Source organism: Agromyces sp. NSFZ (assembly GCF_056156205.1).
Genome location: NZ_CM149585.1, coordinates 2,130,056 through 2,143,163 on the forward strand (window position 1 = coordinate 2,130,056; position 13,108 = coordinate 2,143,163).

15 protein-coding genes are annotated in these 13,108 nt (G+C 69.6%); 8 read left to right on the top strand and 7 right to left on the bottom strand.

Annotation, left to right across the window (positions count from 1 at the left end):
• Window positions 1-33: 33 nt before the first annotated feature.
• Window positions 34-1,554, bottom strand: coding sequence for a glycerol kinase GlpK (gene glpK / locus ACVFI9_RS10040; protein WP_474766182.1), 1,521 nt, complete (start codon window positions 1,552-1,554; stop codon window positions 34-36).
• A 102-nt stretch (window positions 1,555-1,656) separates the two neighbouring features.
• The gene (locus tag ACVFI9_RS10045; RefSeq protein WP_474766227.1) at window positions 1,657-2,382 is read right to left on the bottom strand and encodes an MIP/aquaporin family protein; all 726 of its coding nucleotides are present in this window, start codon (window positions 2,380-2,382) and stop codon (window positions 1,657-1,659) included.
• A gap of 267 nt (window positions 2,383-2,649) precedes the next feature.
• Between ACVFI9_RS10045 and dhaK the strand changes: the two genes are divergently transcribed.
• Genes dhaK through dhaM form a run of 3 tightly spaced genes read left to right on the top strand, consistent with a single transcriptional unit; the run spans window position 2,650 to window position 5,044 of the window.
• Entirely contained in the window at window positions 2,650-3,651 is a 1,002-nt protein-coding gene (gene dhaK / locus ACVFI9_RS10050; RefSeq protein ID WP_474762092.1) for a dihydroxyacetone kinase subunit DhaK, read from the top strand.
• Between the two features lie 9 nt (window positions 3,652-3,660).
• The gene (dhaL, locus tag ACVFI9_RS10055) at window positions 3,661-4,308 is read left to right on the top strand and encodes a dihydroxyacetone kinase subunit DhaL (protein ID WP_474762093.1); all 648 of its coding nucleotides are present in this window, start codon (window positions 3,661-3,663) and stop codon (window positions 4,306-4,308) included.
• Between the two features lies 1 nt (window position 4,309).
• Window positions 4,310-5,044 (top strand): dihydroxyacetone kinase phosphoryl donor subunit DhaM, encoded by a 735-nt coding sequence (gene dhaM, locus ACVFI9_RS10060; RefSeq protein ID WP_474762094.1) that lies wholly within the window; start codon window positions 4,310-4,312, stop codon window positions 5,042-5,044.
• Window positions 5,045-5,077: 33 nt separating this feature from the next.
• Here dhaM and ACVFI9_RS10065 read toward each other — a convergent pair whose 3' ends face one another.
• Window positions 5,078-5,842: an SDR family NAD(P)-dependent oxidoreductase gene (locus ACVFI9_RS10065; protein WP_474762095.1), complete on the bottom strand. Its 765-nt coding sequence runs from the start codon at window positions 5,840-5,842 to the stop codon at window positions 5,078-5,080.
• Between the two features lie 65 nt (window positions 5,843-5,907).
• On the opposite strand from ACVFI9_RS10065, the gene ACVFI9_RS10070 reads away from it, so the two are divergent.
• Window positions 5,908-6,243 carry a hypothetical protein gene (locus ACVFI9_RS10070; protein ID WP_474762096.1) on the top strand — a complete coding sequence of 112 codons (336 nt, stop codon included), beginning with the start codon at window positions 5,908-5,910 and terminating at the stop codon, window positions 6,241-6,243.
• A gap of 3 nt (window positions 6,244-6,246) precedes the next feature.
• Here ACVFI9_RS10070 and ACVFI9_RS10075 read toward each other — a convergent pair whose 3' ends face one another.
• Window positions 6,247-7,188 carry a helix-turn-helix transcriptional regulator gene (locus ACVFI9_RS10075; RefSeq protein WP_474762097.1) on the bottom strand — a complete coding sequence of 314 codons (942 nt, stop codon included), beginning with the start codon at window positions 7,186-7,188 and terminating at the stop codon, window positions 6,247-6,249.
• A gap of 94 nt (window positions 7,189-7,282) precedes the next feature.
• Between ACVFI9_RS10075 and ACVFI9_RS10080 the strand changes: the two genes are divergently transcribed.
• A complete protein-coding gene (locus tag ACVFI9_RS10080; protein ID WP_474762098.1) occupies window positions 7,283-7,672 on the top strand; it encodes a VOC family protein in 390 nt (129 codons plus the stop codon).
• A gap of 57 nt (window positions 7,673-7,729) precedes the next feature.
• Here the strand turns inward: ACVFI9_RS10080 and ACVFI9_RS10085 are convergent, their stop codons facing one another.
• Together ACVFI9_RS10085 and ACVFI9_RS10090 are read right to left on the bottom strand one after the other, a co-directional pair.
• Window positions 7,730-8,341, bottom strand: a complete 612-nt coding sequence (locus tag ACVFI9_RS10085; protein WP_474762099.1) for an SRPBCC domain-containing protein — start codon at window positions 8,339-8,341, stop codon at window positions 7,730-7,732.
• 2 nt (window positions 8,342-8,343) lie between these two features.
• Window positions 8,344-8,694, bottom strand: a complete 351-nt coding sequence (locus ACVFI9_RS10090; RefSeq protein WP_474762100.1) for an ArsR/SmtB family transcription factor — start codon at window positions 8,692-8,694, stop codon at window positions 8,344-8,346.
• Between the two features lie 186 nt (window positions 8,695-8,880).
• Between ACVFI9_RS10090 and helR the strand changes: the two genes are divergently transcribed.
• From helR to ACVFI9_RS10105, 3 genes are all read left to right on the top strand, one after another.
• The gene (gene helR, locus ACVFI9_RS10095) at window positions 8,881-11,025 is read left to right on the top strand and encodes an RNA polymerase recycling motor ATPase HelR (RefSeq protein WP_474766229.1); all 2,145 of its coding nucleotides are present in this window, start codon (window positions 8,881-8,883) and stop codon (window positions 11,023-11,025) included.
• 218 nt (window positions 11,026-11,243) lie between these two features.
• A complete protein-coding gene (locus ACVFI9_RS10100) occupies window positions 11,244-12,083 on the top strand; it encodes an AraC family transcriptional regulator (RefSeq protein WP_474762101.1) in 840 nt (279 codons plus the stop codon).
• A 63-nt stretch (window positions 12,084-12,146) separates the two neighbouring features.
• The gene (locus ACVFI9_RS10105; protein WP_474762102.1) at window positions 12,147-12,728 is read left to right on the top strand and encodes a dihydrofolate reductase family protein; all 582 of its coding nucleotides are present in this window, start codon (window positions 12,147-12,149) and stop codon (window positions 12,726-12,728) included.
• A 29-nt stretch (window positions 12,729-12,757) separates the two neighbouring features.
• Here ACVFI9_RS10105 and ACVFI9_RS10110 read toward each other — a convergent pair whose 3' ends face one another.
• Window positions 12,758-12,979, bottom strand: a complete 222-nt coding sequence (locus tag ACVFI9_RS10110) for an amphi-Trp domain-containing protein (RefSeq protein WP_474762103.1) — start codon at window positions 12,977-12,979, stop codon at window positions 12,758-12,760.
• Between the last annotated feature and the right edge of the window lie 129 nt (window positions 12,980-13,108).

Consider the following 13,108-nt stretch of genomic DNA (forward strand, 5'->3'; position numbering starts at 1 on the left):
GACCCTCGCCTCACCACCGGAGCAGGCTCGGCGTCAGCCGTGCGACACGTCGTCGTCGACCCAGTCGAACGTCTTCGTGACGGCCTTCTTCCAGAGGCGCAGCTGACGGTCGCGCTCGGCGGCATCCATCTTGGGCTCCCAGCGGGAGTCCTCCTGCCAGTTGGCGCGCAGCTCGTCGAGGCTCGACCAGAACCCGACCGCCAGGCCCGCGGCGTAGGCGGCACCGAGCGCGGTCGTCTCCGCGACGACCGGTCGCACCACGGGAACGCCGAGGATGTCGGCCTGGAACTGCATGAGCGTGTTGTTGGCGATCATGCCGCCGTCGACCTTGAGCTCGGTGAGGTCGACGCCCGAGTCGGCGTTGACCGCGTCGAGCACCTCCCTGGTCTGGAACGCCGTCGCCTCGAGCACCGCACGGGCGATGTGGCCCTTGTGCACGTACCGGGTGAGGCCCACGAGCGCGCCGCGCGCATCGGGCCGCCAGTACGGCGCGAACAGGCCCGAGAACGCCGGCACGAAGTACGCGCCGCCGTTGTCGTCGACCGTCTTGGCCAGCTCCTCGATCTCGGCGGCATTGGAGATGAGCCCGAGGTTGTCGCGCACCCACTGCACGAGCGACCCCGTGACCGCGATCGCGCCCTCGAGCGCGTAGTGCGGCTTGTCGTCGCCGAGCTTGTAGCCGAGCGTCGTGAGCAGGCCGTTCTTCGAGTGCACGATCTCCTCACCCGTGTTGAAGATGAGGAAGTTGCCGGTGCCGTACGTGTTCTTCGATTCGCCCGGATCGAACGCGGCCTGCCCGAACGTGGCGGCCTGCTGATCGCCCAGGATGCCCGCGACCGGCACCTCGCGCAGCAGGCTCGACGGCTCGACCGTGCCGTACACCTCCGACGAGGCCTTGATGGCGGGCATCATCGAGCGCGGCACGCCGAAGGCGGCGAGGATGTCGTCGCGCCACTCGAGGGTGGCGAGGTCCATGAACATGGTGCGGCTCGCGTTCGTGACATCCGTCGCGTGCACGCCGCCATCGGTGCCGCCCGTGAGGTTCCAGAGCACCCAGCAGTCGGTGGTGCCGAAGAGCAGGTCGCCGGCCTCGGCCTTCTCGCGCGCGCCCTCGACGTTCTCGAGGATCCACACGATCTTCGTGCCCGAGAAGTAGGTGGCGAGGGGGAGCCCGACATCCTGCTTGAAGCGCTCGACGCCGCCGTCGGCGGCAAGGCGGTCGACGATGGGCTGAGTTCGGGTGTCCTGCCACACGATGGCGTTGTAGACCGGCTCGCCCGTGTTCTTGTCCCAGACGACCGCGGTCTCGCGCTGGTTGGTGATGCCCACGGCGGCGATGTCGTGCCTGGTCAGGTCGGCCTTGCCGAGCGCCTGGCCGATGACCTCGCGGGTGTTCCGCCAGATCTCCATCGGGTCGTGTTCGACCCAGCCGGCCTTGGGGAAGATCTGCTCGTGCTCGAGCTGTCCGGTGGCGACGATCGAGCCGCGCTTGTCGAAGATGATCGCGCGCGACGAGGTCGTGCCCTGGTCGATCGCCAGGATGTAGTCAGCCATGACTTCCTCTCAGATGGTTCGGATGCCCCGCCGACGTCGGCGAGGCAGGGAGTGCCCGCGAAACCCCGCGGGGCCGGTCCTCGCGGACCGGCCCCGCCGGGTTCAGCCGAGCAGCGGCAGGAGTGGGATGGCGGCCCAGCCGGCGAGGAGTCCGCCGATGATCGGGCCCACGACGGGGACCCACGAGTACGACCAGTCGGACGATCCCTTGCCCCGGATGGGGAGGATGGCGTGCGCGATGCGCGGGCCGAGGTCACGCGCCGGGTTGATGGCATACCCCGTCGGACCACCGAGCGACGCGCCGATGCCGATCACGAGGAGGGCGACGGGCAGTGCGCCGAGGGCCGCGAGCCCCGAGGCATCCCCCTGACGTCCGAACCCGATGACCACGAAGACGAGCACGAACGTGCCGATGATCTCGGTGATGACGTTCCAGGCGTACGAGCGGATCGCCGGGCCGGTGGAGAACACGCCGAGCTTCGCCGCGGGCTCCGGTGCCTCGTCGAAGTGCTGCTTGTAGCCCAGCCACACGATGACGGCGCCGAGGATGCCGCCGAGCAGCTGTGCCCCGATGAAGGCGAGCACCGACACCACGTCGACCGGCACCGTCGTGCCGAACGCCGGGTTGCCGAACTCGGTGGCGCCGTTCGCGACGAGGCCGAGCGTGACCGCCGGGTTGATGTGCGCGCCTGAGGCATAGGCGACGATGACGCCGGCGAAGACCGCGAGTCCCCAGCCGACGTTCACCATGAGGAACCCGCCGCCGAAGCCCTTCGTCTTCGCGAGGGCGACGTTGGCCACCACCCCGCAACCGAGGAGCACCAGCATCGCGGTTCCGACCAGTTCGGAGAGGAACAGCACACCGAGATCGTCCACGTTGACCTTCCATCCTTTTCGCTTGGCCCTCAGGGCTTCGCCCGGGGGCGGAACACTGCCCACCATACTCAGCGAGCGTTCAGGTGGGAATGGTTCCTCCGATTTCGACGGAGGCCCTTCCGGCGGGCTGCGGCGCGGGCGTAGGTTGACGGGGGAGTGCTGCGTCGGCGCCGATGCACGGCCCGCTCGGTGCGCCGCAGCGATGGGGAAGGGGTTTCCGTGAAGAAGATCATCAACGACCCGAAGCGCGTCGTCGACGAGTCTGTCGCCGGCTTCGGACTCGCCCACGCCGACATCGTGCGCGTCACGATGGACCCGATCCATGTCGTGCGTGCCGACGCGCCGGTCAGCGGCAAGGTCGGCATCGTGAGCGGCGGCGGGAGCGGCCACGAACCGCTGCACGCGGGGTACGTCGGCTTCGGCATGCTCGACGCGGCCGTGCCGGGCGCGGTGTTCACCTCCCCGACGCCCGACCCCATCCTCGCCGCGACGAAAGCGGTCGACGGTGGTGCCGGGGTGCTCCACATCGTGAAGAACTACACGGGCGACGTGCTCAACTTCGAGACGGCCGCCGACCTGGCCTCGGCTGAGGACATCACCGTGCGTGCGGTCGTGATCGATGACGACGTCGCCGTGAAGGACTCGCTCTACACCGCGGGTCGTCGCGGCGTCGGCGGCACGGTGCTCGTCGAGAAGATCGCGGGCGCCGCAGCCCAGCGCGGCGACTCGCTCGACCAGGTCGCCGAGATCGCCGAACGCGTGAACGCGAACGTGCGGTCGATGGGTCTCGCCCTCACCCCCTGCATCGTGCCGCACGCCGGCGAGCCGAGCTTCACGCTCGCCGATGACGAGATCGAGGTCGGCATCGGCATTCACGGCGAACCCGGCCGCGAGCGCATCAAGCTCGAGCCCGCCGACCGGCTCGTCGACCGGCTCATCGAGCCCGTGCTCGACGATCTCGGCGCCGCCGACGGCGACCGTGTGCTGCTGTTCGTGAACGGCATGGGCGGCACGCCCCTCATCGAGCTCTACCTCGCGTACCGTCGCGCCGCCGAGGTGCTGCAGGAACGCAACGTCGCGATCTCCCGCTCGCTCGTCGGGAACTACATCACGTCCCTCGAGATGCAGGGGATGTCGATCACGGTTCTGCGGCTGGATGACGAGATGATCGAGTTGTGGGATGCCCCGGTGCAGACGGCGGCACTCCGGTGGGGACGATAGGGAGGCACTGTGGCGCTGGACATCACCTGGGCGGTCGACTGGGTCAGACGGAGCGCGGACGTCATCGCCGAGCACCGGGTCGAGCTGATCACGCTCGACCGCGAGATCGGCGACGGCGACCACGGCGAGAACATGGACCGTGGCTTCCAGGCGGTGCTCCCGAAGCTCGACGACCTCCCCGCCGGATCGACACCCGGTGATGTCCTGAAGCTCGTGGCCACGACGCTCATCTCCACGGTCGGTGGCGCGGCCGGACCGCTGTACGGCACGGCGTACCTCAAGGGCGCCGTCGCGGCCGGCTCCGCGACGTCGCTCGACGGTCCGGCGATCGCCGCGGTGCTCACGGCGGCTCGCGACGGCATCGTCCTGCGAGGCAAGGCCGAGTCGGGCGACAAGACCATGGTCGACGCGTGGACTCCGGCCGTCGACGCTGCCGAGGCGGCGGCCTCGAACGGGTCGGATGTCGCGGAGGTGCTCGAGGCGGCGGCGGATGCCGCGGCGGCCGGATCCGACGCGACCATCCCGCTCGTCGCCCGCAAGGGTCGGGCCAGCTACCTCGGCGAACGGTCGGCCGGGCACCGCGATCCCGGTGCCCAGTCGACGGCGCTGCTGCTTCGCGCGGCCGCCGATGCGGCGTCCGGCGCCGCGGGAGCCTGAGGTGGGGGCATCCGGCAACGTCGGGTTGGTCTTCGTCTCGCACTCGGCCCGCATCGCCGAGGGACTGGTCGAGCTCGCCAGGCAGATGGCGCCCACCGCGACCCTCGTGGCCGCGGGCGGCACCGATGACGGACGCATCGGCACGAGCTTCGACCTGGTCAGTGCCGGGATCGCCGAGGCCGATTCGGGCGCCGGCGTGGTCGTGCTCTGCGACCTCGGATCGGCGATCCTCACCGCCGAGACGGCCCTCGACTTCCTCGACGACGAGCAGCGCGACCGGGTGCGCCTCGTCGACGCCCCGCTCGTCGAGGGAGGGGTGGCCGCGGCGGTCGCCGCCGAGGCGGGCGACGACCTCGAGCGCGTGGTCGCGGCCGCGCAGAGCGCACTCGGGCCCGCCTCGGGTTCGGACGCCGGCGAGCGCGGCGCCGCCGAGGCATCCGCTGCCGTTGCCGGCGCCGGGCCTGCCGCGACCGCGGCCGCAGCACATCATCGACAGATCACGCTCGTGAACGCCGATGGCCTGCACGCCCGCCCGGCCGCCGAACTCGTGAAGCTCGCGAGCACGTTCCCGCAGAAGGTCACCGTGAACGGCACCGACGCGAAGAGCCTGCTCGGCATCATGTCGCTCGGGCTCACGAAGGGTGCGACGGTCGAGATCGCGAGCGACGATCCCGATGGACGCGAGGCCGTCGATGCCATCGCGGCGCTTGCGGAGTCGGGGTTCGGCGAGCACTAGCCTCGTCAGGGTCGGAATGCCGTCCCCGAGGGGTCACTTCCCGCCCGAGACGCGGATGTCGGCGCCCGACGTGTACGAGGCATCCGCCGAGAACAGGTACGCGACGGCGCCCGCGATCTCGTGCACCTCGCCCGGTCGACGCATGGGGATGCGCGGGGCGCGTTCATCGGGCGCGTTCGGCCGGCCTGCGGCCGCATGGATCTCGGTGCGCGTCGTGCCGGGTGAGACGGTGTTCACGCGCACGCCTACCGGTCCGAACTCCTGGGCCGCGCCGATCGTCAGCGCGTTGAGGGCGGCCTTGCTCATCGCGTACGGGATGTACGTGTTCGGCGCGCCGGAGGTGGCAGCACCCGACGAGATGTTCACGACGCATCCGCCGGCTCCGCCGCCGTCAGTGGCCATGTGCGCGATCGCCGCCTGCGTGAGCAACAGGGGAGCGAGGACGTTCACCCGGAAGACGAGCCCGGCCTCGTCGATGGGCGCATCGAGGAACCCGCCGATCCGGCCGGTGATGCCCGCGTTGTTGACGAGGCCGGTCACGGTGCCGAACTCGGCGACGGCGGCGGGAACCACCGTGGCGGCCTGCTCGAGGTCGGCGAGGTCGACGCGGAGCAGGAGCACGCGGGCGCCGGATGCCTCGCACGCGCGCACGACTGCCGCGGCATCCGTCGACCGATCGCGGTAGGTCAGCACGAGGTCATGCCCGTCGGCGGCGAGTCGCTCGGCGATCGCGGCACCGATGCCGCGGCTCGCGCCGGTGATGATCGTGACGGGGCGAGGCGCCTGATTCATCTGCATGACGGCCAGCCTATGCGGGCGCGGCACTCTGGCGCGGCGATGGGCAGCGGGCGTACCATCGGGCCATGGCACGCGAAGAGGCGAGCCCGCCTGAGGGCAACACGTTCACACGATTCTTCGATCGCGTCGACCGGGCCCTGCTGCCCGCGTTCGGCCCGCCGCCGATCGTCGTGGACCGCGACGACGAGGACACCACGCCGCTCGATGAGCGAGCATGCCCGATCTGCGGGCATCCCATGTTCGAGCACGTCGTCGATCACTCGACGCCGAACACCGTGCTCATCTGCCCCACGGAGGAACGACTGCCCGAGCACGAACCCACGACGGGTCCGCTGAACGAGCTCGGCATGCCCGCCTCGGGGCGTCGACAGGAGCGATTCGAGCAGCGCAGCTCGGGCTGACCGTCAGGAGTTCCGTCGCACGAGCGCCTCGCCGAGGCGCCGCAGTTCGCCGCGCAGGGAGGTCGGCTCGAGGATCTCGACGTACTCGCCCCACCCGGCGAGACCGCGGGCGAGCAACTGTTCGGTCGGGGCGCTCACGCGCACGCGGGAGCGGACGGGATCGACGGATGCCTCGGCGACGGCCCGCTGGCCGAACTGCGTTTGGAGCAGCGGCACGATTCCGGTGTCGACGAGGATGGTGGCGGTCGCCGCCGCGCGGTGCTCGTCGACGGCCGTCGTGACGCGTTCCCAGACGTCGGCGAGGTCGAGTCCGTCGGGACGTTCGGCCGGCACGTCCGTCGCCTCGGCATCGAGGATCCGGTCGACGCGATAGGTTCGCTCGGCGCCGTCGACGCCGGCGAGCAGGTACCAGCGATCCTGCTTGCGCGCGAGACCCCACGGGTCGACGAGCCGGTCGACCGGGTCACGGTTCCACGCGGCGTACCGGACACGTACACGGCGGCGCGCGACCACGGCCGACTCGAGCACGCTGAGGAGCGCCGGGCGCTCAGTGGGCGGGTGACCCCAATCGCCGGGATCGAGGACGATCGCCTCGGCAGCGGACGCGGCATCCGCTCGGAAGGTCTCGGGCAGGGCGCGCACGAGCTTGCGCAGCGCCGCCTTCGCATCGGGATCGACGGATGCCGCGGGCCCGACCAGCAGGAAGAGGGCGCGTGCCTCGGGGGCGGTGAGGCCGCTCAGGTCAGTGCGCGCGCCGCCGAGCAACTGCCAGCCGCCGCCACGGCCGGGCTGCGGGTAGACCGGGATGCCTGCGGCGGAGAGCGCCTCGAGATCGCGGCGCGCCGTGGCGACCGAGATCTCGAGTTCCTCGGCGAGTTGGGCAGCGGTCACCCGTCCCCGTGCCTGCAGTGTGAGGAGGGTGGCGACGAGGCGGTCTGCGCGCATGTTCCGATTCTGCCCGAAAAAGTAGTCATGAGATGAGCACTTCTGCGTTCGAAGATTGGTGCAACAGACCGACACCACACCGGAGGAGCACGACATGCTCAGGGGATTCGCCACCGTCAGCTACTACGCCACCGACCTCGCCGCGGCATCCGCCTGGTATTCGGAGGTGCTCGGCATCGACCCGTACTTCGAGCGACCCGGGTACCTGGAGTTCCGGGTCGGGGACTACCAGCACGAACTCGGCATCATCGATGCGAAGTACCGGCCGAACACGCCCGCGCAGCCGGGTGGCGAGGTCATCCATTGGCACGTCGACGACCTGCAGGGCACCTACGAGCGGCTGCTCGAGCTCGGCGCCACCAGCTACCAGCCACCCACCGAGCATGGGCCCGGATTCACGACGGCGTCGGTCGTCGACCCCTTCGGCAACGTGCTGGGCGTCATGTACAACCAGCACTACCTCGACGTGCTCGCCCGCGGGTGACGTCCGACGCCGGGGTCGGCGCCGCCGGGGGGCAGGACCGTGCCGAGGCATCCACCGTCAGGACGGAAGCACGGTGTACTGCGCGACGGCGGCCTCGCGTGCGCCGGCAACCTCCTCGGCCGTCGCCGTCGACGACGACTCGATGGCCGTCGTCCAGCGCTCGATCGAGCCGCGGTTGAACTCGATCACCTCTGGCGAGTTCGCGGCCTCGAGGGGGTCGCCGACGGCCTCGCCGCGCAGGTGGAGGCCGAGCCCGAGCAGCGCACCGTCCCAGCCGGGGCCGACGAAGAGCGCGCCGGCTCCGCTTCCGGCCATGGCGAGAGGCACGGTGTGCACGAGCTCCAGCGTCGTGCCACGCTGGGCGTCGGTCAGCCGCACGTCGAGCACACTGTCGGGTCCACCGAAGGTCACCTGCAGCGACGTGGGCCGGTCGCAGCGACGGATGTCTCCGCCGGCGTTGCCCTCGAGTTGGAAGGTCCCTCCCGCTCGGAGGTCGCCCACGATCGGGTAGAACCAGCGGGGGAGACGCTCGGGGTTGGTCAATGCGTCCCAGACGTCGTCACGGTCGGCGTCGTACGTCCTGGCGACGGTGACCGAGACGGTCTCTGCCGCAGGGTCGCGCGCCACCGAGCGATGGATGGCCGCGAGTTCTTCGAGCAGGTCGAACATGGTCAGTCTTCTTTCGAGGAGTGAGGTTTGCGCTCGTCGTGGCGCCCCCTGGCGAGTTCAGTGCCGAGCGCATCGAGTCGCTGATTCCAGAAGGCGCGGAATGGCTCGAGCCAGCGATCCACGTCCTGCAGGGGAGCGGCCTCCACGGCGTACAGCCGGCGGGTGCCCACGGCGCGGACGCGCGCGAAGCCGTTCTCGCGGAGCACCCGCAGGTGCTGCGAGACCGCGGGCTGGCTGATGCCGAATTCCGAGGCGATGACAGCCACGATCTGGCCCGACGACTGCTCGTCCTCGAGGAGCAATTCGAGGATCCGCCGGCGCACCGGGTCTCCGAGGATGTCGAACGCGTGCACAAGGGGAGAGTATCAGCCGTGACTTAATTAAGTCCAGACTTATAGAGAGATCCGGCGGACGGTGCACGATGCGGACGAACGCCGACGTGCGACGGGGCATCCGAAGTTCCGCGTCTTCCTGCATTTCCAGTTTAACGGTGGGTGGGGGACTTGCCGCAAGACGGGGGTCGTGGCAGAGAATCGTGGATCGTGACTGCGAATCTGCGCGCGTTCAACCTGCCGGAACGACTCGCCGCGAAGGCCGCACCGGCGTTGATCGCCAACGACGAGGGGCATTTCGACGCCATCGCCGAGCGCATCGACGAGTCGATCGCGGAGCTCACGCGACGTCTCGACGCCGAGCGCCGGGCCGCTGGCGGCGGCGGACAGGCGGCGATGGATCGCGACCTCGAGATCCATCGGCTGGCGTCGCAACTGCGCCTGCTGCGCCGGTTCGGCCTCGACCTGTGCCTCGGTCGCATCGTCCGCAACGACGGCGAGACGGTCTACATCGGTCGTCGTGGGCTCACGGATGCCACGGGCCGCCGCCTCCTGGTGGACTGGCGGGCGCCCGCGGCCGAGCCGTTCTTCGCCGCGACCCATGCACGACCGATGGGACTCGTGAGCCGACGCAGGTACCGATGGACGGGCGGCCGGATCAGCGACTACTGGGACGAGGTGTTCACTGCCGAAGGCTTCGAGCGGCACGCGGCGCTCGACGACCAGTCGGCGTTCATCGCGAGCCTGGGCACCAGCCGGTCGCCCCGCATGCGGGACGTGCTCAGCACGATCCAGGCCGACCAGGATGCGATCATCCGTGCCGGCTCCCGGGGTGCGCTCGTGGTCGACGGCGGCCCCGGTACCGGCAAGACCGTCGTCGCGTTGCACCGTGCGGCCTATCTGCTCTACGCCGACCCGCGCCTCGCGCCGAACCACGGGGGAGTGCTGTTCGTCGGCCCGACCCCGGCGTACCTGGCGTACGTCGACGACGTGCTGCCGAGTCTCGGTGAGGAGAGCGTGCAGATCTGCACCCTCAGCGATCTCGTCGCCGAAGGCGCGACGACGAGCCCCGAGGAGGACCCGGATGTCGCGGTCCTGAAGTCGTCGGGCAAGCTCGTCGGCGCGATCGAGGCGGCCGTCAGGTTCTACGAGGAGCCGCCCACTCACGGACTGACGGTCGAGACGCCGTGGGCCGACCTCTGGCTCGGGCCCGCGGATTGGGCCGAGGCCTTCGGCTCGGCGGAGCCCGGCAGCGCGCACAACGACGCTCGTGACGAGGTGTGGGCAGCGCTGCTCGACATCCTCATCGACCGGTTCGAGGACGAGGACGTGCCGCCGCACCTCATCCGGCGGTCGCTGGTGCAGAACGAATCGCTGACTGCCGCCTTTGCACGGGCATGGCCGCTGCTCGACCCCGCCGGCGTCGTCGGAGACCTGTGGTCGGTGCCGGCATACCTTCAGCGATGCGCCCCGTGGCTGGAGGACGAGCAGGTTGGCATGCTGCAGCGCATGGATGCGCGCAGCTGGACCGTCTCGGACCTTCCCTTCCTGGACGCCGCGCGGCAGCGGATCGGCGATCCGGATGCCGCACGCCGTCGACGCCGGCGAGAGGCGGCCCTCGCCGCCGAACGGCAGCGCATGGCAGACGTGGTGGACGACCTGATCGCCGCCGACGATTCCGAGATGCTCGTGATGACGATGCTTCGCGGGCAGGACTTCCAGAACACCCTCGACGACGAGGCCGGCCTCCCGAACACCGACCCCGACCTGCTCGCCGGTCCGTTCGCGCACATCATCGTCGACGAGGCGCAGGAGCTCACGGATGCGGAGTGGCAGATGCTGCTGCTGCGATGCCCGTCTCGAAGCTTCACCATCGTGGGCGACCGTGCACAGGCGCGGCACGGGTTCGCGGAGTCCTGGGAGGAGCGGCTGCGGCGGATCGGACTCGGGGGAGTGAGCCTCGCCTCGCTGAGCATCAACTACCGCACTCCCGAGGAGGTCATGGCGGAGGCCGAGCCGGTGATCCGGGCAGCGCTCCCGGATGCCAACGTGCCGACGTCCATTCGCAGCAATGGACGTCCCGTCGCGCACGCGTCGAGGTCGGAACTGGACTCGATCGTGGAGACGTGGCTCGGCACCCACCCCGAGGGGATCGCGTGCGTGATCGGTGATCCGACGCATCCGTCGTCCTCGCGGGTCCGGTCGCTGCGGCCGGAGCAGTCCAAGGGCCTGGAGTTCGACCTCGTCGTGCTCGTCGCCCCTGAGACCTTCGGCGACGGGATCGAAGGCGCCGTCGACCGGTACGTCGCGATGACCCGGGCGACGGAGCAGCTCGTGATCCTCGGCTCGTGAACCGCTCGTGCGGCCCGACCGGTGATGCTTCCGCACCGTTCCGGTCTGTACACCGACTCCCGACGCAGGGGAGCGGCATCGACGACGTGATCGCCGCGAACAGCGATATCGGCGCCATCGTCTCGCAGCTCTACCGCATGCTCTGAGCCTCCGTCCCGCTCCATGCTGATGACGGATTCACGGGTACGGCTGCCGCGGGCATCGGCGATACTGAGTGCATGGAGTACGTGGCCCGAGTGCCGCGACCGCCGCTGGACGGGCTGATCGACGACCTCTACTACTTGGAGGGCACCCCACCGTACTCCCGGTTGATGCTGCCGGCGGCACCCGCGCCTTTGCTCATCGTCAACCTCGGGGCGCCGTTTCTCATCCGTGCAGGCAGCGACGTAGAGGCCGTGGAATACATCGACGGCTGCGCGGTCACTACGCCCACCCGTGCTTGGGAGTTCGGCTACCCAACCCCGACCCGGTCCGTCGGCGTCCACTTCAAGCCGTGGGGGCTGGCACCGCTTCTTCCGATGCCCGCGGCCGAGCTGTGCGACCGACCGGCGACGGTGGAGCAGATCTGGGGCCGGTCCGCTATCGCTGACTTGCGACACCGACTGACCTTGGCGGATGCACCGCACGAAATGCTGATGTTGCTCGAGGAGGAACTGGTGCGACGGTTGCGCACGATCGACGGCCTGGACATCGTCCGCCACATGAGCAGCGCCATCGCGGAAGCCGGCGGAGCGGTGCCGATCAGCAACCTCGGCCCGGCAGCCCGGGCCAGTGGCACGTACTTGGCGAAGCGGTTCAAGGAGGTCATCGGCGTCACGCCGAAGCGGCTGGCGCGCAGCTATCGATTCACCGCCACCGTGTTGGCGATCAACGTAGCCGCACCTATCGACTGGGGCGACGTTGCCGCTCGCGCAGGCTACTTCGACCAAGCCCACTTCACCCACGAGTTCCGGGAGTTCACCGGCCTCACGCCGACGCGGTACATCGAAGCCCGGCAACGCTTCCTACGGGAACACCCCGACCACGCGCTGGATGGCTGGCCCCTGCCGGCCGATTGATTTCTTACAAGAGCGACCACTCACGACACACGAGACTTGGGACTCCAAACAGAGGAGGAACCCATGGGGAAAGTGGTCATGAATGCGTCGGTGTCGGTGGATGGCTTCATTGCGGCTGAGGACGACGATCCCGGTCCACTGTTCGAGTGGTTGGTCAGCGGTGACGTGCCGTTGGACGACAGCGGCGTTCTGAACGTGTCGCAAGCGTCCTACGACCACATCCGGCCGTACTGGGACGAGATCGGGGTGACGATCGCCGGTCGCCACGTCTTCGACATCACGGACGGGTGGGACGGGACGCCTCCGAGCGGGGTCGACCACGTCGTCGTCGTGACGCACCGGCCGGAGCCCGAGGGCTGGGCCCCCGACGCGCCGTTCTCCTTCGTCGACGGCATCGAAGCGGCCGTGGCCAAGGCGCAGGAACTCGCGGGTGACCGCACTGTCGAGGTCGCCGCCGGCGACGTCGGTGGCCAGGTGCTTGCCGCGGGTCTGGTCGACGAGGTGCGCATGGATGTCGCACCCGTAGTCTTCGGGTCGGGCAAGCGCTACTTCGGGTCAGTCGATTCGCAGCATCTGTTGGAGGATCCCGACGTGGTGGTTCAAGGTAACCGGGTGCTTCACCTGCGCTTCCCGGTGCGGCGCTGACGGAGCTGAGGCGGTCCCGAGCCCTGTGGTCACCAGGTGAGCTCGACCTCGAGTTCGTTCTCGCCCTCGTCGCCGAGCTCCACCTCTACCTTGAGGTTGACCTCGTCGGGGACGCGCACCGTGATGAGCCGTCCCGCGCGCTGGAACTCGACCGAGTTGTGCTTCGCCAAGGCGTCGGCGAGCGCGTGGAGCTTGGCGGCGGCCCCCTCGCGACTCATGCGCTGGGTGTCGTCGATATCGAACAGGTCCATGGTGTCTCCCTGGTGTCGTCTTCTCGACCGTACCGACCTCGGAAGTCCCGCGCACTCGCGACCGGGCTCGCGACGCTGAACTCCTCGATCCGGCGCCCTCGATACCCAACGCCGGATTCCGCCGGTCGG

Excerpts from the sequence above, each read along its gene's own strand:
- glpK (WP_474766182.1), bottom strand. The coding sequence starts at position 1,554 with ATGGCTGACTACATCCTGGCGATCGACCAGGGCACGACCTCGTCGCGC.
- ACVFI9_RS10045 (WP_474766227.1), bottom strand. The coding sequence starts at position 2,382 with ATGCTGGTGCTCCTCGGTTGCGGGGTGGTGGCCAACGTCGCCCTCGCG.
- ACVFI9_RS10065 (WP_474762095.1), bottom strand. The coding sequence starts at position 5,842 with ATGCAGATGAATCAGGCGCCTCGCCCCGTCACGATCATCACCGGCGCG.
- ACVFI9_RS10070 (WP_474762096.1), top strand. The coding sequence starts at position 5,908 with ATGGCACGCGAAGAGGCGAGCCCGCCTGAGGGCAACACGTTCACACGA.
- ACVFI9_RS10075 (WP_474762097.1), bottom strand. The coding sequence starts at position 7,188 with ATGCGCGCAGACCGCCTCGTCGCCACCCTCCTCACACTGCAGGCACGG.
- ACVFI9_RS10080 (WP_474762098.1), top strand. The coding sequence starts at position 7,283 with ATGCTCAGGGGATTCGCCACCGTCAGCTACTACGCCACCGACCTCGCC.
- ACVFI9_RS10085 (WP_474762099.1), bottom strand. The coding sequence starts at position 8,341 with ATGTTCGACCTGCTCGAAGAACTCGCGGCCATCCATCGCTCGGTGGCG.
- ACVFI9_RS10100 (WP_474762101.1), top strand. The coding sequence starts at position 11,244 with ATGGAGTACGTGGCCCGAGTGCCGCGACCGCCGCTGGACGGGCTGATC.
- ACVFI9_RS10105 (WP_474762102.1), top strand. The coding sequence starts at position 12,147 with ATGGGGAAAGTGGTCATGAATGCGTCGGTGTCGGTGGATGGCTTCATT.
- ACVFI9_RS10110 (WP_474762103.1), bottom strand. The coding sequence starts at position 12,979 with ATGGACCTGTTCGATATCGACGACACCCAGCGCATGAGTCGCGAGGGG.